The organism is Wolbachia endosymbiont of Rhagoletis cerasi (assembly GCF_018454475.1).
Lineage (GTDB): Bacteria > Pseudomonadota > Alphaproteobacteria > Rickettsiales > Anaplasmataceae > Wolbachia > Wolbachia pipientis.
The window spans coordinates 1-20,994 of record NZ_JADCNC010000011.1 but is presented as its reverse complement, the minus strand read 5'-3'; the positions used below and the strand labels follow the sequence as shown (position 1 = coordinate 20,994).

14 protein-coding genes and 1 pseudogene are annotated in these 20,994 nt (G+C 35.7%); 6 read left to right on the top strand and 9 right to left on the bottom strand.

Going from position 1 to position 20,994, the window contains the following annotated elements:
• Positions 1–85: 85 nt before the first annotated feature.
• From INQ25_RS04455 to rpmG, 3 genes and pseudogenes are all read right to left on the bottom strand, one after another.
• Positions 86–1,318 (bottom strand): annotated as a pseudogene (locus tag INQ25_RS04455) (IS4 family transposase).
• Between the two features lie 174 nt (positions 1,319–1,492).
• A complete protein-coding gene (locus INQ25_RS04450; RefSeq protein WP_213863160.1) occupies positions 1,493–1,768 on the bottom strand; it encodes a helix-turn-helix domain-containing protein in 276 nt (91 codons plus the stop codon).
• Between the two features lie 25 nt (positions 1,769–1,793).
• A complete protein-coding gene (gene rpmG, locus INQ25_RS04445) occupies positions 1,794–1,994 on the bottom strand; it encodes a 50S ribosomal protein L33 (RefSeq protein WP_010082633.1) in 201 nt (66 codons plus the stop codon).
• Positions 1,995–2,143: 149 nt separating this feature from the next.
• Between rpmG and INQ25_RS04440 the strand changes: the two genes are divergently transcribed.
• The 5 genes from INQ25_RS04440 to INQ25_RS04420 all read left to right on the top strand — a co-directional run bounded on the left by INQ25_RS04440 (position 2,144) and on the right by INQ25_RS04420 (position 8,923).
• Positions 2,144–3,907 carry an Rne/Rng family ribonuclease gene (locus INQ25_RS04440; protein ID WP_213863159.1) on the top strand — a complete coding sequence of 588 codons (1,764 nt, stop codon included), beginning with the start codon at positions 2,144–2,146 and terminating at the stop codon, positions 3,905–3,907.
• Between the two features lie 87 nt (positions 3,908–3,994).
• Entirely contained in the window at positions 3,995–5,917 is a 1,923-nt protein-coding gene (gene dnaK, locus INQ25_RS04435) for a molecular chaperone DnaK (protein ID WP_213863158.1), read from the top strand.
• A gap of 70 nt (positions 5,918–5,987) precedes the next feature.
• Positions 5,988–6,272, top strand: coding sequence for a BolA family protein (locus INQ25_RS04430; RefSeq protein ID WP_077188332.1), 285 nt, complete (start codon positions 5,988–5,990; stop codon positions 6,270–6,272).
• Positions 6,273–6,279: 7 nt separating this feature from the next.
• Positions 6,280–7,521: a cystathionine beta-lyase gene (metC, locus tag INQ25_RS04425; protein ID WP_213863157.1), complete on the top strand. Its 1,242-nt coding sequence runs from the start codon at positions 6,280–6,282 to the stop codon at positions 7,519–7,521.
• Complete coding sequence (locus INQ25_RS04420) at positions 7,496–8,923, top strand: Mur ligase family protein (RefSeq protein ID WP_213863156.1); 1,428 nt, start codon at positions 7,496–7,498, stop codon at positions 8,921–8,923. The genes metC and INQ25_RS04420 overlap by 26 nt, the downstream gene beginning before the upstream one ends.
• Here INQ25_RS04420 and INQ25_RS04415 read toward each other — a convergent pair.
• The 5 genes from INQ25_RS04415 to INQ25_RS04395 form a co-directional block, all read right to left on the bottom strand.
• Entirely contained in the window at positions 8,905–9,639 is a 735-nt protein-coding gene (locus tag INQ25_RS04415; RefSeq protein ID WP_213863155.1) for a ComF family protein, read from the bottom strand. The genes INQ25_RS04420 and INQ25_RS04415 overlap by 19 nt on opposite strands.
• A 98-nt stretch (positions 9,640–9,737) precedes the next feature.
• Positions 9,738–10,385 carry a hypothetical protein gene (locus INQ25_RS04410; RefSeq protein WP_213863154.1) on the bottom strand — a complete coding sequence of 216 codons (648 nt, stop codon included), beginning with the start codon at positions 10,383–10,385 and terminating at the stop codon, positions 9,738–9,740.
• A 54-nt stretch (positions 10,386–10,439) separates the two neighbouring features.
• A complete protein-coding gene (gene uvrA / locus INQ25_RS04405; protein ID WP_213863153.1) occupies positions 10,440–13,244 on the bottom strand; it encodes an excinuclease ABC subunit UvrA in 2,805 nt (934 codons plus the stop codon).
• Between the two features lie 634 nt (positions 13,245–13,878).
• Complete coding sequence (locus INQ25_RS04400; RefSeq protein ID WP_006279733.1) at positions 13,879–14,391, bottom strand: hypothetical protein; 513 nt, start codon at positions 14,389–14,391, stop codon at positions 13,879–13,881.
• 182 nt (positions 14,392–14,573) lie between these two features.
• A complete protein-coding gene (locus INQ25_RS04395; RefSeq protein ID WP_213863152.1) occupies positions 14,574–17,573 on the bottom strand; it encodes a phosphoribosylformylglycinamidine synthase subunit PurL in 3,000 nt (999 codons plus the stop codon).
• A gap of 100 nt (positions 17,574–17,673) precedes the next feature.
• Between INQ25_RS04395 and INQ25_RS04390 the strand changes: the two genes are divergently transcribed.
• On the top strand, positions 17,674–20,337 hold the full coding sequence (locus tag INQ25_RS04390; protein ID WP_213863151.1) for a PD-(D/E)XK nuclease family protein: 2,664 nt from the start codon (positions 17,674–17,676) through the stop codon (positions 20,335–20,337).
• Between the two features lie 116 nt (positions 20,338–20,453).
• Here INQ25_RS04390 and INQ25_RS04385 read toward each other — a convergent pair.
• Positions 20,454–20,994: transposase (locus INQ25_RS04385; RefSeq protein ID WP_246484093.1), on the bottom strand; the 541-nt coding region annotated here is incomplete at its 5' end.

Below are 20,994 nucleotides of genomic sequence, written 5' to 3'. Positions count from 1 at the left end.
TGCTTGACACCGGGATTGATTTATCTTGTCTACCTTATTCTGCCACTCCGCTGAACGGACAATGGCGTCAACTTAAGAGCCTCCATTAGCAAACTCTCCTAAAGACATGATGGCGTTTGGGCTTATCTACCTTATCGCGGCTGTCCTGGTCGGATTTTAACTTTAGCGCGTATACTTAAAAAGGGCTTGAAAGTTTTTTGGCGCAATAAGTACCTGATAGAGTTTCTGCCTCATTACACCAAATAAAACTGAAAAATTTAAACGATACTCAGCAATTTGATCTGGATTCCAAGGCCCTTGTGCATCACACATATGAAGCGACAATATATTACACATGACTAAGTTTGCCCAAAATTCTTGTAATACAGCCTCTAAATTTACGCCAGAAAAATTCTCTAATTCTGCACCTATTTTGAGTCGTTTATAGCACTCCTCTATATGCCACCTTAACACATAAGCTTTGCTGATATCTTCCAAAGTAAATTTTACTCGGTCAAAAAGTGAAGTAATCAATACCTCTGTTTCTCCGTTGGCTAATGTCAGCACTATAACTCTTACTTTCTGTCCTTTCATTTTATTTTTTAGCTTTTCATTTTCTAATATAAAATCGAAATCTAATTCTCCAGATGCAATTCGTTCCCATAGCTTGCTATAATTTCTTTTTTGCAAGCGAAAAATAAAATCTACTTCCAAATCATAATGCTGCTGAATGAATTTTACTGAAGGATAACCACGATCATAGATAAATAATAATTTCTTTTGATTTAATGAACGCATTTGAGTGATAACTTCGGGTAATTGCTCTTCCGCCAACGTTTGTTCACCTATATTCCAAGCCGCAAGACGAGCACTACAAATCAGCGAAGTACACAAATCAACAAACAAATTGCCAATGGTGGCATTGTGCCTGTTGTTCCATTTGGTTTAAAGCGGCCAAACTCGGATACAATTTCCTCAGAGCTGGGTAATCTCATACCAGAACCATCTGCTGCAATAAGTCTATAGCCTCTCCAACTCAGGTTCATCCTGATAGGCTGTTTGGATGCTTAGCTCTAATAATTCTTGAAAGCCTGTATGGCAAATCTTATACCTTGCTTTAGAAAAAGCTTGCTTTGAGGGTACATGTCAATGGCTCCATAAGTTCACATTCTATTCCCAAACTTTTTTTAACTAACTTTAAAATCATAGAAAATACTGTCGAAAAAGGAAGTTTTCTTGTTCGTGTAAAACTGTTTTTTCCAACACAATGGATTCTCTGAAAAGCTTTCGAGTATATTATATTTTTAATTTGTAGAATAAAATTTTTTCCTTTTTGCATGTTTCACCTAAAAAGGACACATTTTAAACTTCTTTGTTGAAATAAAATAGAAACAAAAGTGCTGTTTCCTGCGGCTTCTGGATAATTTAATGGTAAAAGTTTTAGAGAGAAATTTTATACACTATCGCTGATATTTTTCCTTAAGTTGACGCCATTGCCTGAACGGATACCATATTATGCAGGTTTAGAATTATGCTTTATTCTTACGTTTATGTCTTGGCCCAATACAATCAATAAGTTAAGCAAGTATTCTAAGGAGAACCCTTCGATTTTTGACCTATTGATTTGAGATACTTTAGGTTGATCAATCTTTAGAGCGTTTGCTGCTTTTTTCTGTGTTGTGTACTTCTTACTTATTAATTGTGCAATGATCTTTATTAATTTCAGTTTTGTATCTTTCACATCCCCCAACTCTACTATTATAGGATAACTTAATTGTAAATTTTGCATAATAATAAAATTCCTTATAAAAAAATTACTTTAGTTTTTCTTCTTTAAATAACACATGCCTTCTGACTACTGGGTCATACTTCCTAAACTCCAGTTTTTTGGTGAGCTTTTTTGGATTACGCTTTTTTACATAAAAATAGCCAGTTGATTTTTCTTCACCAGTTTTTGTTATCTTGATTGCAGTGCTGACTAACTTAACGAGCAAAGAAGCATTTTTTTTCGCCATACTTATAATGATATAATAAATTCTATGCGAGTTTATTACGCAAAATACTAAAAGTCAATCGAATAATGCAGATTGCAAAATCCTTGACAATCAACAGTGCATTAAGTAGCATAAAGTTAACTTCAGAATAAAAAGCAAACGGTAAATAAGTGACAAATAGTGGTAAAAGGGTATTATTGATAGAAAATTCTATCTGTTCTAATGAGGTAAGAGTTGCCTTGTCAATTAATAACAAGGTTGTAGAATTTGAACAAGAATTCAAGGAAAAAAAACAATTAAGAGGTAATATATACGTTGCTTATATAAAGCGTATAGAGCCTTCTTTGCAAGCCGTATTTATTGAATATGGGAAAAATAAGCAAGGTTTTTTGTCTTTTTCCGAGATATCTCTAGATTACTTCAACATTCCAGAAAAAGAAAAGGAAACTATCTTTGAGGGCTACTCAAATGACGATTGTATAGAAGAAGCCTCAGCAAATGTTTCTTCAGATTCTGCAGCTAGTAAGAATGTCAACGGATCAGGTAGTGGTTTTGTAAGAGAGGTACCTTTATATAAAAAATACAAATTACAAGATGTTATTTCAGTAAATCAAAAAGTATTGGTCCAGCTAACTAAAGAGGAACGAGGCAATAAAGGAGCTTCATTTACAACATACATAACTTTAGTGGGTAGATACTGTGTTTTCATGCCAAATTCCATGAGCAAAGGTGGAGTGTCCCGCAGAATTGAAGATGCTAATGTCAGAAAGCAGTTAAAGGAGATACTGAGTTCAATAAACTTGCCAAAAAGATCAGGTTTAATAGTAAGAACTGTTGGTTCAGGAAAAAATAAGAAAGAAATTGAGCAGGATTACAATTACTTATCCTCATTATGGCAGAGCATTCAAAAAAATGCCTTCTCTGTAAACGTTCCATCATTAATTTACAATGAAGCAGATGTAATTATGAGATCTGTTCGTGATTTTTGTAGCGATGGTATAGAAGTTATAGTGTCTGGAAAGGAAGCTTTTGAGGCAGTTAGGCAATATGCTAACAATGCACTAAGAGGTAGTAAGTTGCGCTATAGATTGTATAGAGGTTATGCTCCGATCTTTACTTACTACGGAATCGAAGATCAAATTTCTGAGTTATATAGCAATAGAGTAGAATTGCCATCTGGTGGGTCTTTGATAATAACTTTAACTGAGGCGTTTGTTTCAATAGACGTAAATTCAGGAAAGATGACAGGAGAAGATAGCATAGAAGAAACAGCTTATAGAACCAATATGGAAGCAGTACCTGAAATATCAAGACAGGTAAATCTTAGGGGCCTATCAGGATTAATAGTAGTCGATTTTATTGATATGTTGAAATATCAGTATTGCAGAGCTGTTGAGTCTGCTATAAAGCAAGCGTTTAAAGACGATAAAGCTAAAGTTCAATTTAGCTACATAAATGACTTTGGTTTAATGGTATTTTCAAGACAAAGAATTAAACCAAATATACAAGAAATTAATACTACAGAATGTTTACACTGCAAAGGTACTGGAAGAATAAAATCAAACGAAGTAATTGTTTCATCAATACTAAGGGATTTACAACATATTGCTAACAAGAATCGAAATAAGTCTTTTGATTTAGTAGCACACAGTGCAGTTATAGCGCACATTTTTAATAACAAACGCAATACAGTTTCTACAATCGAAAAAGAGTTTAATATTACATTGAACGTCAGTATTGATAACAGTTTAGATGTAAATACATTTGTTTTAAAACAAGGAGATGATGTTAATTTAAACGGTTATAAGCCATTACAGAACTCTGGATACCAAATTGGGGATAGCAGCAATGAAGAAGCTGATAATTCAAATAAACTACGAGGCAATTTTTGGCTGACTAAGTGGCTTTCGCGCCTTTTAAGTTCTAATGACTAATTAGAACTCCTAAATTGGGCTTGTAATTAATAAGCCCTATACTTATATATTCTTATATCAGATAATATTTACAATGGGGTACTCATTATGGGAAGAGCAATAGGCATAGATCTTGGAACAACAAATTCTTGTGTTGCAATAATGCAGGGCAAGGATACAAAGGTAATAGAAAATAAAGAAGGGGCAAGAACTACCCCATCTATAGTTGCATTTACTTCGTCAGGAGAAAGGTTGATTGGCGCTCCTGCAAAAAGACAAGCAACCACCAATGCAAGTAATACCTTTTTTGCTACTAAGAGATTAATAGGCCGTCAATACGGTGATTCTGAAATGAAAAATCTAAACGTGCCGTATAAAGTGTTTGCAGCAAAAAATGGTGATGCATGGGTTAAAACAACTGATAATAAAGAATACTCTCCTAGCCAAATTGGTGCATTTATACTACAAAACATGAAAGAGGCAGCAGAAGCTTATCTTGGAGAGGAAGTAAAAGATGCTGTGATAACAGTGCCAGCATACTTCAACGACTCTCAACGTCAAGCAACAAAAGATGCAGGAAAAATTGCCGGATTAAATGTACTCAGAATAGTAAATGAACCGACTGCTGCAGCACTTGCTTATGGTCTTGATAAGAAACATGGGCACACAATAGTAGTATATGACCTTGGTGGTGGTACATTTGACGTTTCAATACTTGAAATAGGCGATGGAGTTTTCGAAGTGAAAGCAACAAACGGTGATACCCATCTTGGAGGTGAAGACTTTGATAATGGAGTAGTGAGTTATTTACTAGATGAATTCAAGAAAAGTAATGGCATTGATTTGAGAAATGATCCAATGGCTATGCAAAGAATCAAAGAAGCTGCTGAAAAAGCAAAAATTGAATTATCAAGCGCAATGGAAACGGAAATAAATCTACCGTTTATTACAGCTGATGCAAGTGGCCCAAAACACTTAAATATGAAATTAACGAGAGCAAAACTTGAAAGTTTAGTGAATGATTTAATCGAAAGAACTATAGCTCCTTGTAAAAAAGCTCTTGAGGATGCTGGTTTGTCTGCTAGTCAAATTGGCGAAGTGGTTCTCGTTGGTGGCATGACTCGTATGCCAAAAGTCATAGAGAAAGTTAAAGAATTCTTTGGCAAAGATCCACATAGAGGAGTTAACCCTGATGAAGTTGTAGCAATTGGAGCTGCAATACAGGCGGGGATCATTCAAGGTGATGTAAGAGATGTGTTACTACTTGATGTGACTCCACTTTCTCTTGGTATTGAAACTCTAGGAGGAGTATTCACTCCACTTATTGAGCGTAATACTACAATTCCTACTAAAAAATCTCAGGTGTTTTCAACTGCAGAAGATAACCAAACAGCTGTTACAATTAAGGTGCATCAGGGTGAAAGAAAACTGGCAATTGATAATAAACTACTTGGCCAGTTTAGTTTGGAGGGGATACCTCCTGCTCCGCGCGGAAGGCCACAAATTGAAGTGACATTCGACATAGATGCAAATGGAATAGCGCACGTTTCTGCAAAAGATAAAGCTACTGGAAAAGAGCAAAAAATACGCATTCAATCTTCAGGTGGTCTATCTGATGATGAAATAAATCGCATGGTGAAAGAAGCTGAAGAAAAAGCTCACGAGGATGAAAAGCGTAAAAAATTCATCGAAGTTAAGAACCAGGCGGATAGTTTAGTCCATTCTACAGAAAAGTCTCTGACAGAGTATGGTGATAAAGTCTCACCTGAAGATAAATCTGCTATTGAAAGTGCACTGAATGAGCTGAAAGAGGCTAGTAAATCTGATAACATTGATGACGCTGATTCAATACAGCAGAAAGTTACTAATCTTTCTCAATTATCTATGAAACTTGGAGAAGCTATGTATCAAGCATCTCAACAAAATAGTGCTGAAAATGGCTTTTCATCAGAAGGAAATCCAAATGATAAAGAGGAAAAAGTAGTAGATTCTGATTATCAAGACATAGATAATAAAGAAGAGAATAAGTAATTGCGATTGTCATCCAAGTAGCTGATACTGGGATGACAAGAGGAGCATATTGTTGCTTAAAGAAACCATTATGGATATTATTAAAACAATAGAAGAAAAGATACGCGATTCGATAGATGTAATTGATATCAACATTATCGATGAATCAGCAAAGCATGCTGATCATTATTTTGCTTCATCTTCAACATTACCTTCGCACATTAAATTAATATTAATATCTGACGGCTTTATTGGAATGAGCGTTCTAAAAAGACACAAGTTGATTTATGAGTTATTGAAGGGTGAGATAGAGCTAATACATGCAATTTCTCTTCACTTGTATACGCAAGATGAGTACAATTTAAAAAATAAATAATAAAAATGTGAAGGAAGAGTCTATATTAGTTAAAGCAGGAAGAAAATTTAATGACTATAAAGGTTCCATGAACCCGCCAGTTTATCATTCTTCTACCATATTATTCCCTACTTACAAGGACTACTTAAATGCAGCAAATGGAGAAAGTATATACGATGTAATCAATGATGGTGTTGCAAGGGATTATAGCTACAGTAATGTTGGTACTCCTACTGTTCATTATCTTTCAAATGCACTGGCTGAAATTGAAGGGAGTGGACAAGCGCTTATTTATCCTTCCGGACTATTTGCACTTACTTTTGCTATTCTAACTTTCGCTAAAGCAGGCTCGCACGTTTTAATTCAAGATAATAGTTATTATAGGCTTAGGAGGTTTGCAGAAAATGAGCTACCAAAAAGAGGAACAGAAGTAACTTTTTATGATCCAACACAGGATATAACTGATTTAATTCAGAGTAATACTTCATTGATAATGATCGAGACTCCTGGTTCTGTAACGTTTGAGATTTCGAATATAGAGCATATAGTAAAAGTTGCTAAGGAACATAAAATTGTGACCGTTTGTGACAATTCATGGGCCACTCCTTTGTTATTTAAGCCGCTTGATTATGGAGTTGATGTTGCACTATATGCGGTGACAAAGTATCTAGCCGGTCACTCAGATTTAGTGATGGGAGCTATGGTTGCTGAAGGTGAAACTTTTAAATTGCTTTATGAGAGCTATAAAAATTATGGAGTAACCATTCAATCGCACGACTGCTACCTTGCACATAGGGGACTAAGAACACTGCACACACGTATAAAAAGGCACCAAAATACAGCAATGGAAGTGGCAAAGTGGCTAGAAAAACATTTAAAAATCAAAAAAGTTTTGTACCCAGCACTTCCCTCCCATCCTCAACACGAATTATGGAAAAGTTACTTCAAAGGAGCAAGTAGCGTATTCAGTATAATACTGGATAGAGAATATTCATGTGAAGAACTAAGCTGCATGGTTGATCATATGAAAATTTTTAGTATTGGTGCTTCTTGGGGAGGGTGCGACAGTTTGATATTACCAATAGATCGTAGATCTATGTCAAGATCTGTAATGAATTCAGATTATGGTGGAAGTTTCATGCGGATATTTTGTGGACTAGAAGATTCTGAGGATTTGATCTCTGATTTGAATACTGCACTAGCAAGACTGCTATGTTCGGACATTAAAACTGACGAAGTAGAACGTGAAACTGAGAGAATTACTGCATAACATTATTGATGTTAACTTTGACGTTGAAATCAAGGGCGTTACATGTAATCCCAAGAGAGTCAAGGAAGGTTATCTTTTTGTTTGTGTGTCAGAAAGGGATAGGATTTACATAGATCAGATATTATCTTGTGGAGCTAAAGCGATAATTGCAAGTGATTGCATAACAGAAGCTGCAAGCCTTGGTATCATTCCAGCGCGTGATGCTGGAATCTGTATCTTCCACCCAAACCCTCAAGAAATATACAGCGAAATAGTCAGCAGGTTTTATCAATTCAAACAGCCCAAATATGTTGCTGCTGTAACTGGTACAAATGGTAAAACTTCAGTAGTAGAATTTTGCCGCCAGATCTGGCAAAACTCTGGCTATAATGCGGCGTCTATTGGAACACTTGGAACATGCATCAATAATGGCAGAAAAGGTAATAGCAACAGTCTTACCACTCCAGGTGCAGATGACCTTTACGCAACATTGCGTGGTATAAATGTAGAACACTTAGTGTTAGAAGCATCAAGTCATGGGATTGATCAATATAGAATCCATGGATTAAAGCTCGCTGCTGCAGCTTTTACTAACTTCTCGCAAGATCATTTAGATTACCATAAAAATCTTGGTGAATATTTAGAAACTAAAAAAAGGTTATTTTACGAGGTATTACCAGAAGGAAAAACAGCGATTTTAAATGCGGATATAGATGAATACTGTGCATTGCTTAAAATAGCTGAAAAACGTGGCAATAAAGTTATAACCTATGGAAAAACAGGTTCTGATATTACTTTATTAGAGCAAACACCAACCCCTAATGGTCAACATCTTACAGTAAAAATTGACAGCCAAATTTACAATACATTTTTTCCAGTTTTAGGAAAATTTCAAGCATATAATCTGCTGTGTGCAATTGGTATATCTGGACTGAATTACAGAGAAATATGCGTAGAAAAACTCGTTTCTCCACCAGGAAGAATGGAAAAAGTGAAACCTTTTGCATTCGTGGATTACGCACACACTCCAAGTGCACTTAAACAAGCCCTGTTGTCTTTAAAATGGCACTTTAATAAAAAAATAGTCCTGATTTTTGGTTGTGGTGGAAATCGTGATCAGACGAAACGTTCAGAAATGGGCAAAATAGCACAAATGTATGCAGATAAAGTAATAATTACAGATGATAATCCGCGTGATGAAGATCCGGCAAAAATTCGCCACGATATTTTGCTACATTGCCCTGATGCACTGGAGATAGGAGGTAGGAGAGAAGCTATAGAGAAAGGCGTAGATATTGCCTATAACGAGGGTATGATTCTGCTAGTTGCAGGAAAGGGAAATGAGAAATTTCAAATTATAGGCAACCAAACTTTTGAATTTAGTGATGTTGAGGTTATTAAAAATCACGTTTTAACATGCTGATTTTCACAATCATTCACCGTTCTCGCAAGTGAAAGCACTCTCACTTCTCTTGCACCGGAGTTTAAAATTTCTTGAGAGCAAGATCTTACAGTTGCTCCGGTTGTTACCACATCATCAACTAATATCACGATTTTATTTTCGATATTTTTTTTGTTGCTTATACTAAAAGCCTTTTTTAGATTTTTTTCACGCTGTTTAAGTGAAAGACCAGCTTGAGGCGCAGTATGGCGAAGGCGTTTTATTGCAAATGGCGTATAGGATAAATTGGACAACTTACTCAATTCTTTTGCAAGCAGTGCTGCTTGATTATATTTACGTTTAAACAAGCGCATTTTATGTAACGGTATAGGAATTATGATCTCTGCGTTCTGAAATGTATCCTGATTAGCTTGGTGTATCCACTTTGCATAGATTTTTACGTAATTCAAATTATCAAAAAATTTGAAATTTATAATCATGTTTTTACTATGTTGATCATAAGCAAAAACTGATCTTAATACTTTAAACGGTGTAGGATTGATGATGCACTTACCACACGTATAAATATTGTCTAAGATTACTACGCCACAAACATTGCAGTAATGCTTAGTTAGAAAATTGATTTTTTTGTTACATTCACTACACAGATTAAGATTTTCATCAATGATACACTCGCAACTTACGCATACGTTTGGAAATATGAGATTTGTAACTTTGTTTAGTAAGAGAAGGTTCACAATTCATAAAATATATTATAAAATTTATATAGTATAGCTAAAGTAACTTGTGCTTTCACTTTTTATTTCATCTCAATATAATTCAAACTGCTGAAAACTTATAACTCAGTTTGCGGTATACCATTGACTAAAGTAGTCTCCGAATCACTCCAATGAGATAAACGATGATATTTTTCTGGCTCCTGTATTTCACTTAACTTACTTTGCACTTTGTCACAAGCCAACATGAGTGGCGTTATCATTAACGCAGCAGCCCAAATGATAGCAGCGCAAGCATAACTTACAATCTTGTTAAATACTCTAGATACTGTATCAGCACAATCTTGTCCCATTTCTAAAAACATGTTTGAATAATCAACGAATGATTTTGTATCCGTTTTAAAACAATAGTCCCCTGTTATTTTTGACAATAACTTAACTGGAAGGTATGACAAATATGCCACCATCAAAAATAAAGGTTGCAATATTATGTTGGCTGCTAAAATAGCACCCAGTGTACACAATGAATACACACTCTCTGCTCTGTGGCCCACGTATTCACATTTATCATTGTTTTTATGATACTTGTTATAATCGTCTTTACTCTCAACTCCACAAATTACATCTTTCACAGGTCCTAATATATTATCAACATAATGTACAGACTTATAGAAACTATTTTCTGGAACTAGTGTGCAATCTTCTGCTCTCTTAGCAGGTACAACTCCATATTCAACGTACCTTCTAAAGTATTGATATACTGACATTACCCTCTCCAAATCATAAATATGCAACCTAGCCTAATATAATTAAGAAATAGTTTATGTTCTATGTGATAAATATGTTTTAAGATACCTGCCTGTAACACTCTCTGGAATTTTTACCACTTCTTCTGGAGTTCCTGTAGCAATTACTTCTCCGCCTTTTATTCCGCCCTCTGGTCCGATGTCTATTATATAATCTGCAGTTTTTATAACGTGCAAATTGTGCTCGATAACTATAACAGTGTTTCCCAGATCGACTAATCTATGGAGTATTTTTAGTAAGTTATTTATATCTTCAAAGTGTAATCCAGTTGTTGGTTCATCAAGAATATACAATGTTCTTCCGGTAAATCGTTTTGATAGTTCTTTGGACAGCTTTATTCGTTGTGCTTCACCCCCAGACAACGTTGTTGACGACTGTCCGAGTTTTATATAGCCAAGTCCCACTTCCTGCAAAGAAATCAACTTTTCTTTTACCATTGGAAGGTTTTCAAAAAAAGCACAAGCTTGATCTATCGTCATATCAAGCACATCAGAGATTGATTTTCCTTTATAAGTAACTTCCAATGTTTCCCGATTATATCTTCGCCCTTTACACTGCTCACACTTCACATAAACGTCCGGTAGAAAATGCATCTCTATCTTTAAGTGCCCATCACCTTTGCAAGCCTCACACCTTCCTCCTCTGGTATTAAATGAAAACCGGCCTATATTATATCCCCTTGCTTTTGACTCTGGAAGACCTGCAAACCAATTTCTTATATGAGTGAACATACCAACATATGTTGCTGGATTTGACGCAGGAGTTCTACCAATTGGCGACTGATCAACTTCTATAACTTTATCTATATATTCAAGGCCTTCTATTCTATCACACCGACCATACCGTGCAGACGAATGATATATCTTATGTGCTGAATATTTATATAACGTTTCTATGACTAAACTTGATTTTCCCCCTCCTGATATTCCAGTAACGCAAATAAGATTCCCTATAGGAAATTTAACGTTTATATTTTTTAAGTTATTTTCACATGCATTTATTACTTTTATGAACTGAGTTGCTTTCTTTCTTCTCCTTGGAATTAAAATTTTTTTCTCTCCACTCAAATATTGCCCTGTTATGCTCTCCGAATTTCTTTGCACCTGGTCTGGTGTTCCTTCTGCAACAACTTTTCCACCATTTACGCCAGCTCCAGGACCAATATCAATCGCATAATCAGCAGCCATTATTGTATCTTCATCATGCTCAACAACGATTACAGTGTTACCCATGTCTCTTAAGTTTTTTAGTGTGGCAATTAACCGATCATTATCACATTGATGAAGGCCAATTGAGGGTTCATCAAGAACATATAAAACCCCCGTTAATCCTGAGCCAATTTGCGAAGCAAGTCTGATCCTCTGACTCTCGCCGCCAGAGAGAGTGCTAGATTCTCGATCAAGCGTTAGGTAATTCAACCCTACATTCTTCAAAAATGTTAGCCTCTTGATTATTTCACTCAGTATTTTATTTGAGATTTGCTTCTGTTGTTCTGTGAGCTTGTCTGACAAATTTTCAAACCACTTAAGGGATTCATCGATACTAAGCCCTGATATTTCACCTATATGTTTGCTATCAATTTTTACTGTAAGCGCTTCTTTTCTCAATCTATAGCCAGTGCATTCTCTGCAGTGAGTAACAGAGCAATATCGCTCAACAAGCGTTTCATCATAATCCATCTGGTTTTCTAAGATACTGACCAAACCTTGAAATTTACCGAAGCCAAAGAGTATCATATCTTTTACTTCTTGATCTATGTTCTTCCACGGAACATCAAGGCTAAATTTACAATTTTCAGCCAGTGATAGAATTGCACTTTTTAAAAATCCATAACCTGTGTGCACTTGACGGAACATTGATCCCACTGGCTTTAAAGCGCCTTCAGATATTGAAAGAGTTTCATCTGGCACTATCAGCTTCACATCAATAGCCAGCTTTTTACCAAGCCCATTACACGAACCACATGCACCGTAAGGGCTGTTAAAAGAAAATAATCTTGGTTCTATTTCCTCAAGAGTGAAACCAGACTCGGGGCATGCAAAATTCTCTGAAAAAGTCAGAATTTGACCATTTTTATACTCGGAATTATGGTTGTCAGGTAGGTTTACTATTTCTACATACATTAGACCATTACCAAGTTTTAGTGCGGATTCTATACTACTTGGCAGTCGATTTCCTATATCGCCCAATATTGATATTCTATCTGCAACCACAAAAATGTCGTGTTTCTTGTTCTTATCGAGTTTAGGCAAGTCATCTACATTGTACACTTCACCATCTATTTTGAACCTTACGTAACCTTGTCTTTTAATTTCCAATATCTCTTTAAGATGTTCTCCCTTTCTACCACGCACAACAGGGGCAAGTATATATATCTTAGTTTCTAAAGGTAACGCAATTATAGTATCTACAATTTGAGACACCGTTTGTTTTGTTATTGGTAATCCAGTTGCAGGTGAATAAGGAACTCCTATTCGTGCATATACTAAGCGCAAGTAATCGTAAATTTCGGTAACAGTTCCAACTGTTGACCTTGGATTTTTTGAGATCGATTTCTGGTTGATAGATATTGCAGGAGAGAGACCTGTAATCGACTCAACATCTGGTTTATCCTGAATGTTGAGAAATTGACGCGCGTAAGCTGACAGGCTTTCAACGTACCGGCGTTGGCCTTCTGCATAAATCGTATCAAATGCAAGGCTAGACTTGCCAGAACCACTTAGCCCAGTTATAACAACTAGCTTATTTTTCGGTATATTGACGTCTACACCTTGCAGATTATGTTCCCTTGCGCCCTTAACTCTGATAAAATCGTCCATATTATACCATATAGCGTATTAACCATTATAGCCTCAAAATACGTGAATTTATAGTGATATATTGATTTTCTATTGATTTTTTCAACTGTTACGGAAAATTAAGCAGCGTTTGATAAATCGTCATTCCGCTACTTGTTAGCGGCTGAGATACCGCGACGGTATGACGGTTAAGTAGGCCAGTGCCCCTATGATGTCATCCCAGTGTCAAGCACATAGCTGTACGAACGTTGTAGTTTAGGAGCAATTCCCACCAGTGGGCCAGTGCCCAGACACTGGTTCTATGCAACTTAATTAAAAACGTTTGTTTTAGCGTAAGACAACTACCTTTAGCTCATCAGCTCAGTTATAAGCAAAATTTCTGGATTCCAGACTGGAATGACACCATTTGCTGTGCAATTTACCTTCAAAAATGAATGTTCGTACAGCTATGTGTCAAGCACTGGGATGACACCATTCTTTTTTCTGGATTCCAGTGTCTGGGCACTGGAATGACACCCCCCTGATAGGCTCAAATCATAGTGTTTGTACAGTTGTGGGTTTAGGCTACCTATAAATTCTAAACTGTTGTTACGTATTAGGACCACCAAATACACCCCCAGGACCCAAAGTCAGTTTAGCTATATCAGAAAACAGGTTATGTGGAAATCTTAAAATACTTCTTGTTCGCCAAGCAAAATAAATACATTCCTACAAACAAGCAGATGCTCAATACTGACACATAAGAAAACTTAAAAATTAAATCTCTAATGTATATTGATAAGCATTTACCTGCAGAAAATTTGTATAGTAATCCAACACATACAACGGCACTATCAACCACTGATGCTATAATTAAAGTAATGAAATTTGCCATATGAAAATTCAACTTGGACTTCAATTTTTCAAAAATAATTATGCTTGAGAGAAGAGATACTAAAATTGCAGTATATGAAATCAATATCATCAAATTAAAACTTTGCCATTTAAAAACACAACATAGCGCTGTACACACTATTAAGTTGTACGTAGCTTTGCTTCTGCCATAAAATTCAACCATTGAATTTACAACTAAAGCAGCTCCCACAAATAAGGCAGCACATATCATCAATTTATTTGAAGTGTTGAGTAAAGAAAGACTGATAAACAGGAGTATCGATAAAATAGACATAATTACCTACCCAAAATTAATAACATACACATTCATTCTAAATAAACATTACATATAGTAAAAGAGTTATTTAGCATAATAAGAAAAATATTTTAAACTGACATGCTATAGCTAAGACGCCATACCACCGCGGTATCTCTAGATCCCGCTAACAAGCAGCGGGATGACGGTTGTCTGTAAACCTAAGTTACTTTAGCTATATAATAACTATTTTTTAAATTTTTTAAATCTACTTTTAAAACATCCTTTATGTTTAGCACCTTTTTCTCTGTTACTTTGCCAATACATGAATAAACCGCACCTTTAAACAACTCTTCAAACCTCTTCTGGCTTTGTGGTGCAATAGTAACCAAAATTCTACTTTGCGATTCAGAAAACATTATTATCTTGTTTATTATGTCTGTATTTTGTGTTTTCCCTATTGGTACTAGTGAAAGATCGATTTCAGCACCGAGATCTCCTGCAATTAACGATTTTGCCAGAGCAATAATTAATCCGCCCAAGTTTGGTGCAATTGCAGAGGCAATTATGCCATCTTTTATTGCTTGGTTGTAACGCTCATACAACTTCCTAGCGCTCTTTGCATCGACTTTTGGTACGTTGTTATTACCTATTCCACTGTATAATTGATATTCAGATCTACCAAGTTCATCAAGTGTTTCTCCAAGTACATATATCAAGTCTCCCGGCATTTTCACATCAAGCGATACCGCATTTTCAATATTTTCTATAATTCCAATTGCTGAAATGAGTAATGAAGGTGGTGCAGATATCATCACTTTCTCGCCATTTTCATCATATCCCTTAAAGTCGTTAAACATACTATCTTTTCCGGATATGAATGGTGCTTTAAATGCGGTTGCGTAATCATAACAAGCCTCTGCAGCTCTCTTTAGCTGCCATAGCCTTTCTGGATTATAAGCGTCACACCAGCAAAAGTTATCGAGCAACGCTAGATGGTCTATATTTCCTCCTGCGGCTACATAGTTACGTATGGCAGTGTCGATCGCACATGCTGCCATATGGTAAGTGTCAATTTCCCCATAACTCGAGCCAAACCCTTGCGATTTTACAACACCTTTATTTGAAGAAAGGATTGGCCTTGAAACAATAGCTTCACTGCACACTCTTCCCTTGCCCTGCAGTGGTTTCAGCACTGACGACCCTTGAACCTCATGGTCATATTGCACCACTATGAACTCTTTACTGCATATGTTTGGTCTGCTCAGCATTTCTTTTAGTTCAACATCTATTGAACTAAGTGGGAGCTCAGAAGCTCGGTCTGGTGTCATGCAAGTAGCTATCCACTCTCCAGTCCACGGCTTTGTCTGTAAATGCACTTTGGGATTACCGTCATGCAGAAACTCGGTTTCCATATCCATTATTACTGTCCCTTCAGGACATTTAACAACAGCTTTACCACTCTCATTAAACTCTCCAATCACACAAACCTCCACATCATGTTTTTTCATGATTTGCCTAAATGAAGGAAGATTTTCTTCTGGCACTGCTAAGGTCATTCTCTCTTGTGATTCTGATATCCATATTTCCCACGGAGCCATACCATCGTTTTTAAGGAGAACCTTGCTCAAATCAACTTCAAATCCGTCTTTTCCCATTTCACCAATAGAAGATGATAGACCACCTGCTCCGTTATCCGTTATTGCATTATAAAGACCAAGATCTCTTGCTTCCAAGGCGGCATTGGATAATTTTTTTTGTGTTATAGGGTCACCAATTTGCACAATTGTTGAAGGGCTGTTTCCCGACAATGCCTCTGAAGAAAATGTCGCACCGTGAATTCCATCTCTTCCAACTCTTCCACCAATAATTACAATCTTATCGCCATTTTTTGGTCCTTTAATGTGTGAAGGTGCGTTATTTATGTTGCGCGGAATAATTCCGACACTGCCAACAAAAACCAGCGGCTTGCCACAAAATCTATCGTCAAAATATACCGATCCAAGTTGTGTTGGAATACCAGAGCAATTACCAGCAACATTAACACCATGGATCACTTTTTTCATTATATATTTTGGCGGTAAGATCTCATCAGTGCGCTCTTTATCCCTATAAAATTTGCCTTTTGCTTCTTTGGCAAAGCAAAAGTAATAGGTATTCATTATAGGCTCCGCGCCTTTCCCGAAACCAACTATATCACGATTTACTCCAAGTACCCCAGTCATTGCTCCACCAAATGGATCAAGAGCTGAAGGGCTATTGTGAGTTTCAACTTTATCTACAATCAAGTAATCGTCATTAAAAATTATTCCTCCGGCATTGTCGGAGAAAACTGACACACATATGTCAGAATTTATCTCACGCGTTGCACGCTTAATATAGTGAGCATATAGACCGTCTTTTATTTCATCAATAGGGGAGCAAAAAATATTGTGTTTACAATGTTCAGACCAAGTCTGTGCCAGAGACTCAAGTTCGATATCATATGGATTTCTGCCAAGTTTATTGAAGTAATCCTTTATATCCTTCATTGCTGCAAGGGAGAGACCTAAAGTGCCATTGCCATCGATTCCATCTCTACTAATTTTTTCAAGCTCTTGGTCACTTACATTTAGGTTAACAGATTTGGCTTTACCATTAATGGTGTCATTTGAGTAGCTGACACTGGAATCTACATCTTTTTTCTGGATCCCAGTGTCTGGGCACTGGGATGACAAGTAAGAGAGCGCTGAAGAGTTTGCTTTGTATTTACCATAATATTTCCAGCTATAGTTATTATTTTCTTTACAGATAAGTGTGCAATACTCAGTGATAGGATTGAATTCTTGTTTTATGTCATCTTCAGTTGCTTGACTTAGAATCAATTTTGAACTTCTTGTTTTGATATAAACATTTTCATCAATGTAGTCCTTGTTTATTAAATATTCTCTAACAATTTGTTTCGCTGTGTTGCCTACATTATCGGTCATGCCAGGTAAAAAGCTTATTTCCAAGCCCCACTTTGCTTGTGGTTCTATGAAATCATACGGAACTTCTTCAAGGTTTTCATTGTAGGAATAATAACGGCAGTCTTGTATGACTTTATTATAAAATAGCCCGCAAATTTCTTCATATAATTTGGATGGTAATTCTTTGTGTATATAAATCGAGTAAACGTTGACTAACCATCTGCAGCCAACTTGCTCACATTTATTTAAAACTTCTATTCTGATGTTTGTCATGTAATGTTATAAAAGATTTTAATATATAATAGCATACAAGCACGTTTATATTTTGAATAATTTCTATACAATAAAAGTATTGTATTAATTGTTACTGTTAGTGGGAAGAGTTTTTACCGTTAATGTGGATGAATCCCTTTTCGATGTGCTGGTTCAGCATATATTTTCTGAATATGAAAGAGAAAAAATCCCTGAAGTAAAGATCATACTTCCTTGCAAGAGGGATGTGATAGCGCTGCTGAGTGCATTCAAGAATCATAACGCTAAAAAATGCATAATTTTGCCAGAGATAGTTTCGCTAGAGAATATTGATGAGGAAGATTTAATATTAAATCTTGATAGGGTTAAAGTTATCAAGCCAACAAAAAGGACACTGCTACTCATTCAATTCATATTGGAGTGGAATAGAAAAAATAATGATAATTTTCCAATTGATTTAGCTTATAGCCTGCCATCACTGCTTGATAAAATTCAATCTACCCAAACAACGGATTGTTATCAATTTGATGAACATTCAAAAAAAATAGAGAATTTCATAAGCTTACTCACTGAGACTTGGAGTAAAACTTTAAAAGATTTAGAAGTAGTAGATATATTAAAACATAAGAGTGATTACATAAACAATATGATAATCTCTTTACAAAAAGACCAATATATAATCTTTGTTGGAATTGGAAAGGATAAGTCGTTAATTAAGGCTATATATGACCTGCCGTTTGGAAAAATAATTTTTCCTAATCTGAATTTGAAAATTAAAGAGAAAGATTGGCAATCACTTGATAAAAAACATTATCAATATTGCCTGAAAGATCTGCTCGATTATTTAAAAGTGGATAGAAGGGATGTTAGCTGCTTGAACACTATAGAGAATGAAATAACTGACTATGTTTTTGATACAACTGCCGATCTAAGCAAAGTTAGTAGTGGACATGTTGGCAATATTGAAGTCATCACTTGTGATTCCAGAGAGGAAGAAGCACAAGTGACATCATTAATTATAGAGAATGAAGGTTATGAAAACGTTTCTTTGGTCGTCTTTGATAAATTACTTGCAACTCGTATAGCATGTTTATCAAGGCAACACAGTGCCGTACCGGAAAATTATCCTTATATAACGCTCCTACTTTATAGTATCGAAGTTTTGACCTCAAATTGGAGCAGTGTGTCATTACTTTCGCTCCTTAAACATAGGCTAGTGACTTTTGGTTACACTCAAGAAGAGTACACTCGGATTTTATCTGAATTTGAAATAGAGGTATTACGCAACTTTAGTACAAATGGCCTGAGCGATATTATAAATGCTATCAATGCCCATAAAAAGCTAAAACATAAAGAAGATATATTACTTATTATCAGTAAGTTAGGGATTATATTTAATCCTTTGCTTAATTCTATAAATTACTCTATTTCTGATGTGGTAGCAGCTCATTTGCAATGTATTAATATACTATCTGGTATAAATTTTTCAGAGCTAAATAGTGAAATAGGTAATTTTACCTGTAATTTCTCAAATGCATGTGAGGGTATAGAAATTAAGTGCTCCTTAGAGTTATATAGCCAAATTCTGACCTTATTTTTAGAGAAAGAGTTTTTCTCTGTAGCAAATGACTTAAATAAATTCAGCTTATATCACAACAAGGTTGTAATACTCGCTGGGTTTAATGAAGCGCCAAGCTTTCAAAGTCCGCTTTTGAATGCACTTACGAGAGAAAAATTTAACCTTCCTTCTGTGCAAGAAGAGCAGGGGTATTTTTTTTATACTTTACACAATTTGTTTTGTGCAAGTAAGGTTTATATTACAAGATCGCTAAGCCATAGAAAACCAATTCTATTGCAGCGTTTGGAAATTCTGCTTAAGGAGGGGAAACAGCCGTATCGTGATTGGCTGAGGGTATTAAATACGCCTGAATGTGTTGTTCCATGTACTCAACCTATGCCGAAACCTCAAACCGAGGTCAGAAAAGAAAAAATGCAGGTGATGTCTTGCAGCGCGGTGGAAAAACTAATCCGCAACCCTTACTCATTTTACGTTGAATATATACTGGGCCTTAAACAATTAAGAGACTTGAATTTTAAGCCATCGATATTGGAATTTGGCACTATGGTACACAACATTCTTGCAAGATATTTACGCAACGAAAAGTCGCTGATGAGTATTGCACGAGAAATGTTCTCAACTAGTCAGTTTAATTTTTCAAATATGTGGTGGGTAAAACTACAGAGGGTAATTCAATCTTTTGTCGAACTTGATGAAACTCGAAGCAATTATGTTGAGTTGGAAAAGAGCTTTTCCTGTCCGATATTTCATATTCCAGTGCGTGATGCTGGTTCTTGTGATCAGTATGAAACTGCTGGGATGACAAATAGGCCACAAGAAATTTCACTGACAGCAAGATGTGATAGAGTTGAGTATCTACCAAGTGGGCAAGTAGCAATTATAGACTATAAGCTTGGTACACCACCTTCCAATGAAGAAGTAATGTCGGGATTTTTTCCGCAATTAATTTTACAAGCCTTAGCGGTAGAACATATAACAAAAAGAGAAGTCTCAGAACTTGCTTATTGGAAACTTGATTATGATAAAATAAAAGTTATTTCTATACAAAATTATAGATACAAAATGCAAGAATTAAAAAATGATCTGCCTGGTTTTTTATCTAACTATTTAAGTAATTCCACACCCTTTATTGCCTCTCCATATTTTGATAAATTCCTGAGATTTAACAGCTATAAACAGCTAGAAAGGGTAGGAGAGTGGTTGTAAATGGTGTCATCCGAGTACCTGACACTGGTTTCTATCCAAAAGGGTGTCATGCCAGTGCGTGACACTGGGATGGCTTTGTTGCATCACACTTTATGAGATGGTGATTTATGGTAAATTCATGTAACTATCTCAAATTTAGCCATACCAATATCAGTGAATTTATTAAGCAAATAGCATTTGATTAGCAGTTCTTTTTCTCGATTTATCTCAGATTTATTCCTAAAACTAAATCCGAATATTTGCTTTAATCTTGAGAAAAACCCTTCAATATAAGATCTTTTCCCATAATTTACTTCTTTTTTCCATTCTTTCATGCCATCTTCACCGTATAATTTTATTAACCTAATAGCAGCATTCCTGTCAGACATATAATCTATTTCTGGATGTTCTGCCGCATTGTTTATTGGTGGAATTTTTGTCTTTATATCATATTCGTTACACAACTTATAAAACTTGTGCCTATCACATGCTCTATCTGCATATAGTGCTTTTATGGCATGCTGAAAATCAACTTCTTTTAGCAAATCACAAGCTCCATAGTGATCAGAGTAGACACCGTTACTGTATTTTACAGCTATGGCTTTTTTGTTGTTTATATTCAACATTACGTGCAATTTTCTCGTTTGCTCATAGCCACGATATTTTCTGTCAGTGCTA

Bases quoted from the DNA above. Each gene is read 5' to 3' on its own strand.
- INQ25_RS04400 (WP_006279733.1), bottom strand. From the start codon at position 14,391: ATGTCTATTTTATCGATACTCCTGTTTATCAGTCTTTCTTTACTCAAC.
- INQ25_RS04410 (WP_213863154.1), bottom strand. From the start codon at position 10,385: ATGTCAGTATATCAATACTTTAGAAGGTACGTTGAATATGGAGTTGTA.
- INQ25_RS04450 (WP_213863160.1), bottom strand. From the start codon at position 1,768: ATGCAAAATTTACAATTAAGTTATCCTATAATAGTAGAGTTGGGGGAT.
- rpmG (WP_010082633.1), bottom strand. From the start codon at position 1,994: ATGGCGAAAAAAAATGCTTCTTTGCTCGTTAAGTTAGTCAGCACTGCA.
- INQ25_RS04395 (WP_213863152.1), bottom strand. From the start codon at position 17,573: ATGACAAACATCAGAATAGAAGTTTTAAATAAATGTGAGCAAGTTGGC.
- dnaK (WP_213863158.1), top strand. From the start codon at position 3,995: ATGGGAAGAGCAATAGGCATAGATCTTGGAACAACAAATTCTTGTGTT.
- uvrA (WP_213863153.1), bottom strand. From the start codon at position 13,244: ATGGACGATTTTATCAGAGTTAAGGGCGCAAGGGAACATAATCTGCAA.
- INQ25_RS04430 (WP_077188332.1), top strand. From the start codon at position 5,988: ATGGATATTATTAAAACAATAGAAGAAAAGATACGCGATTCGATAGAT.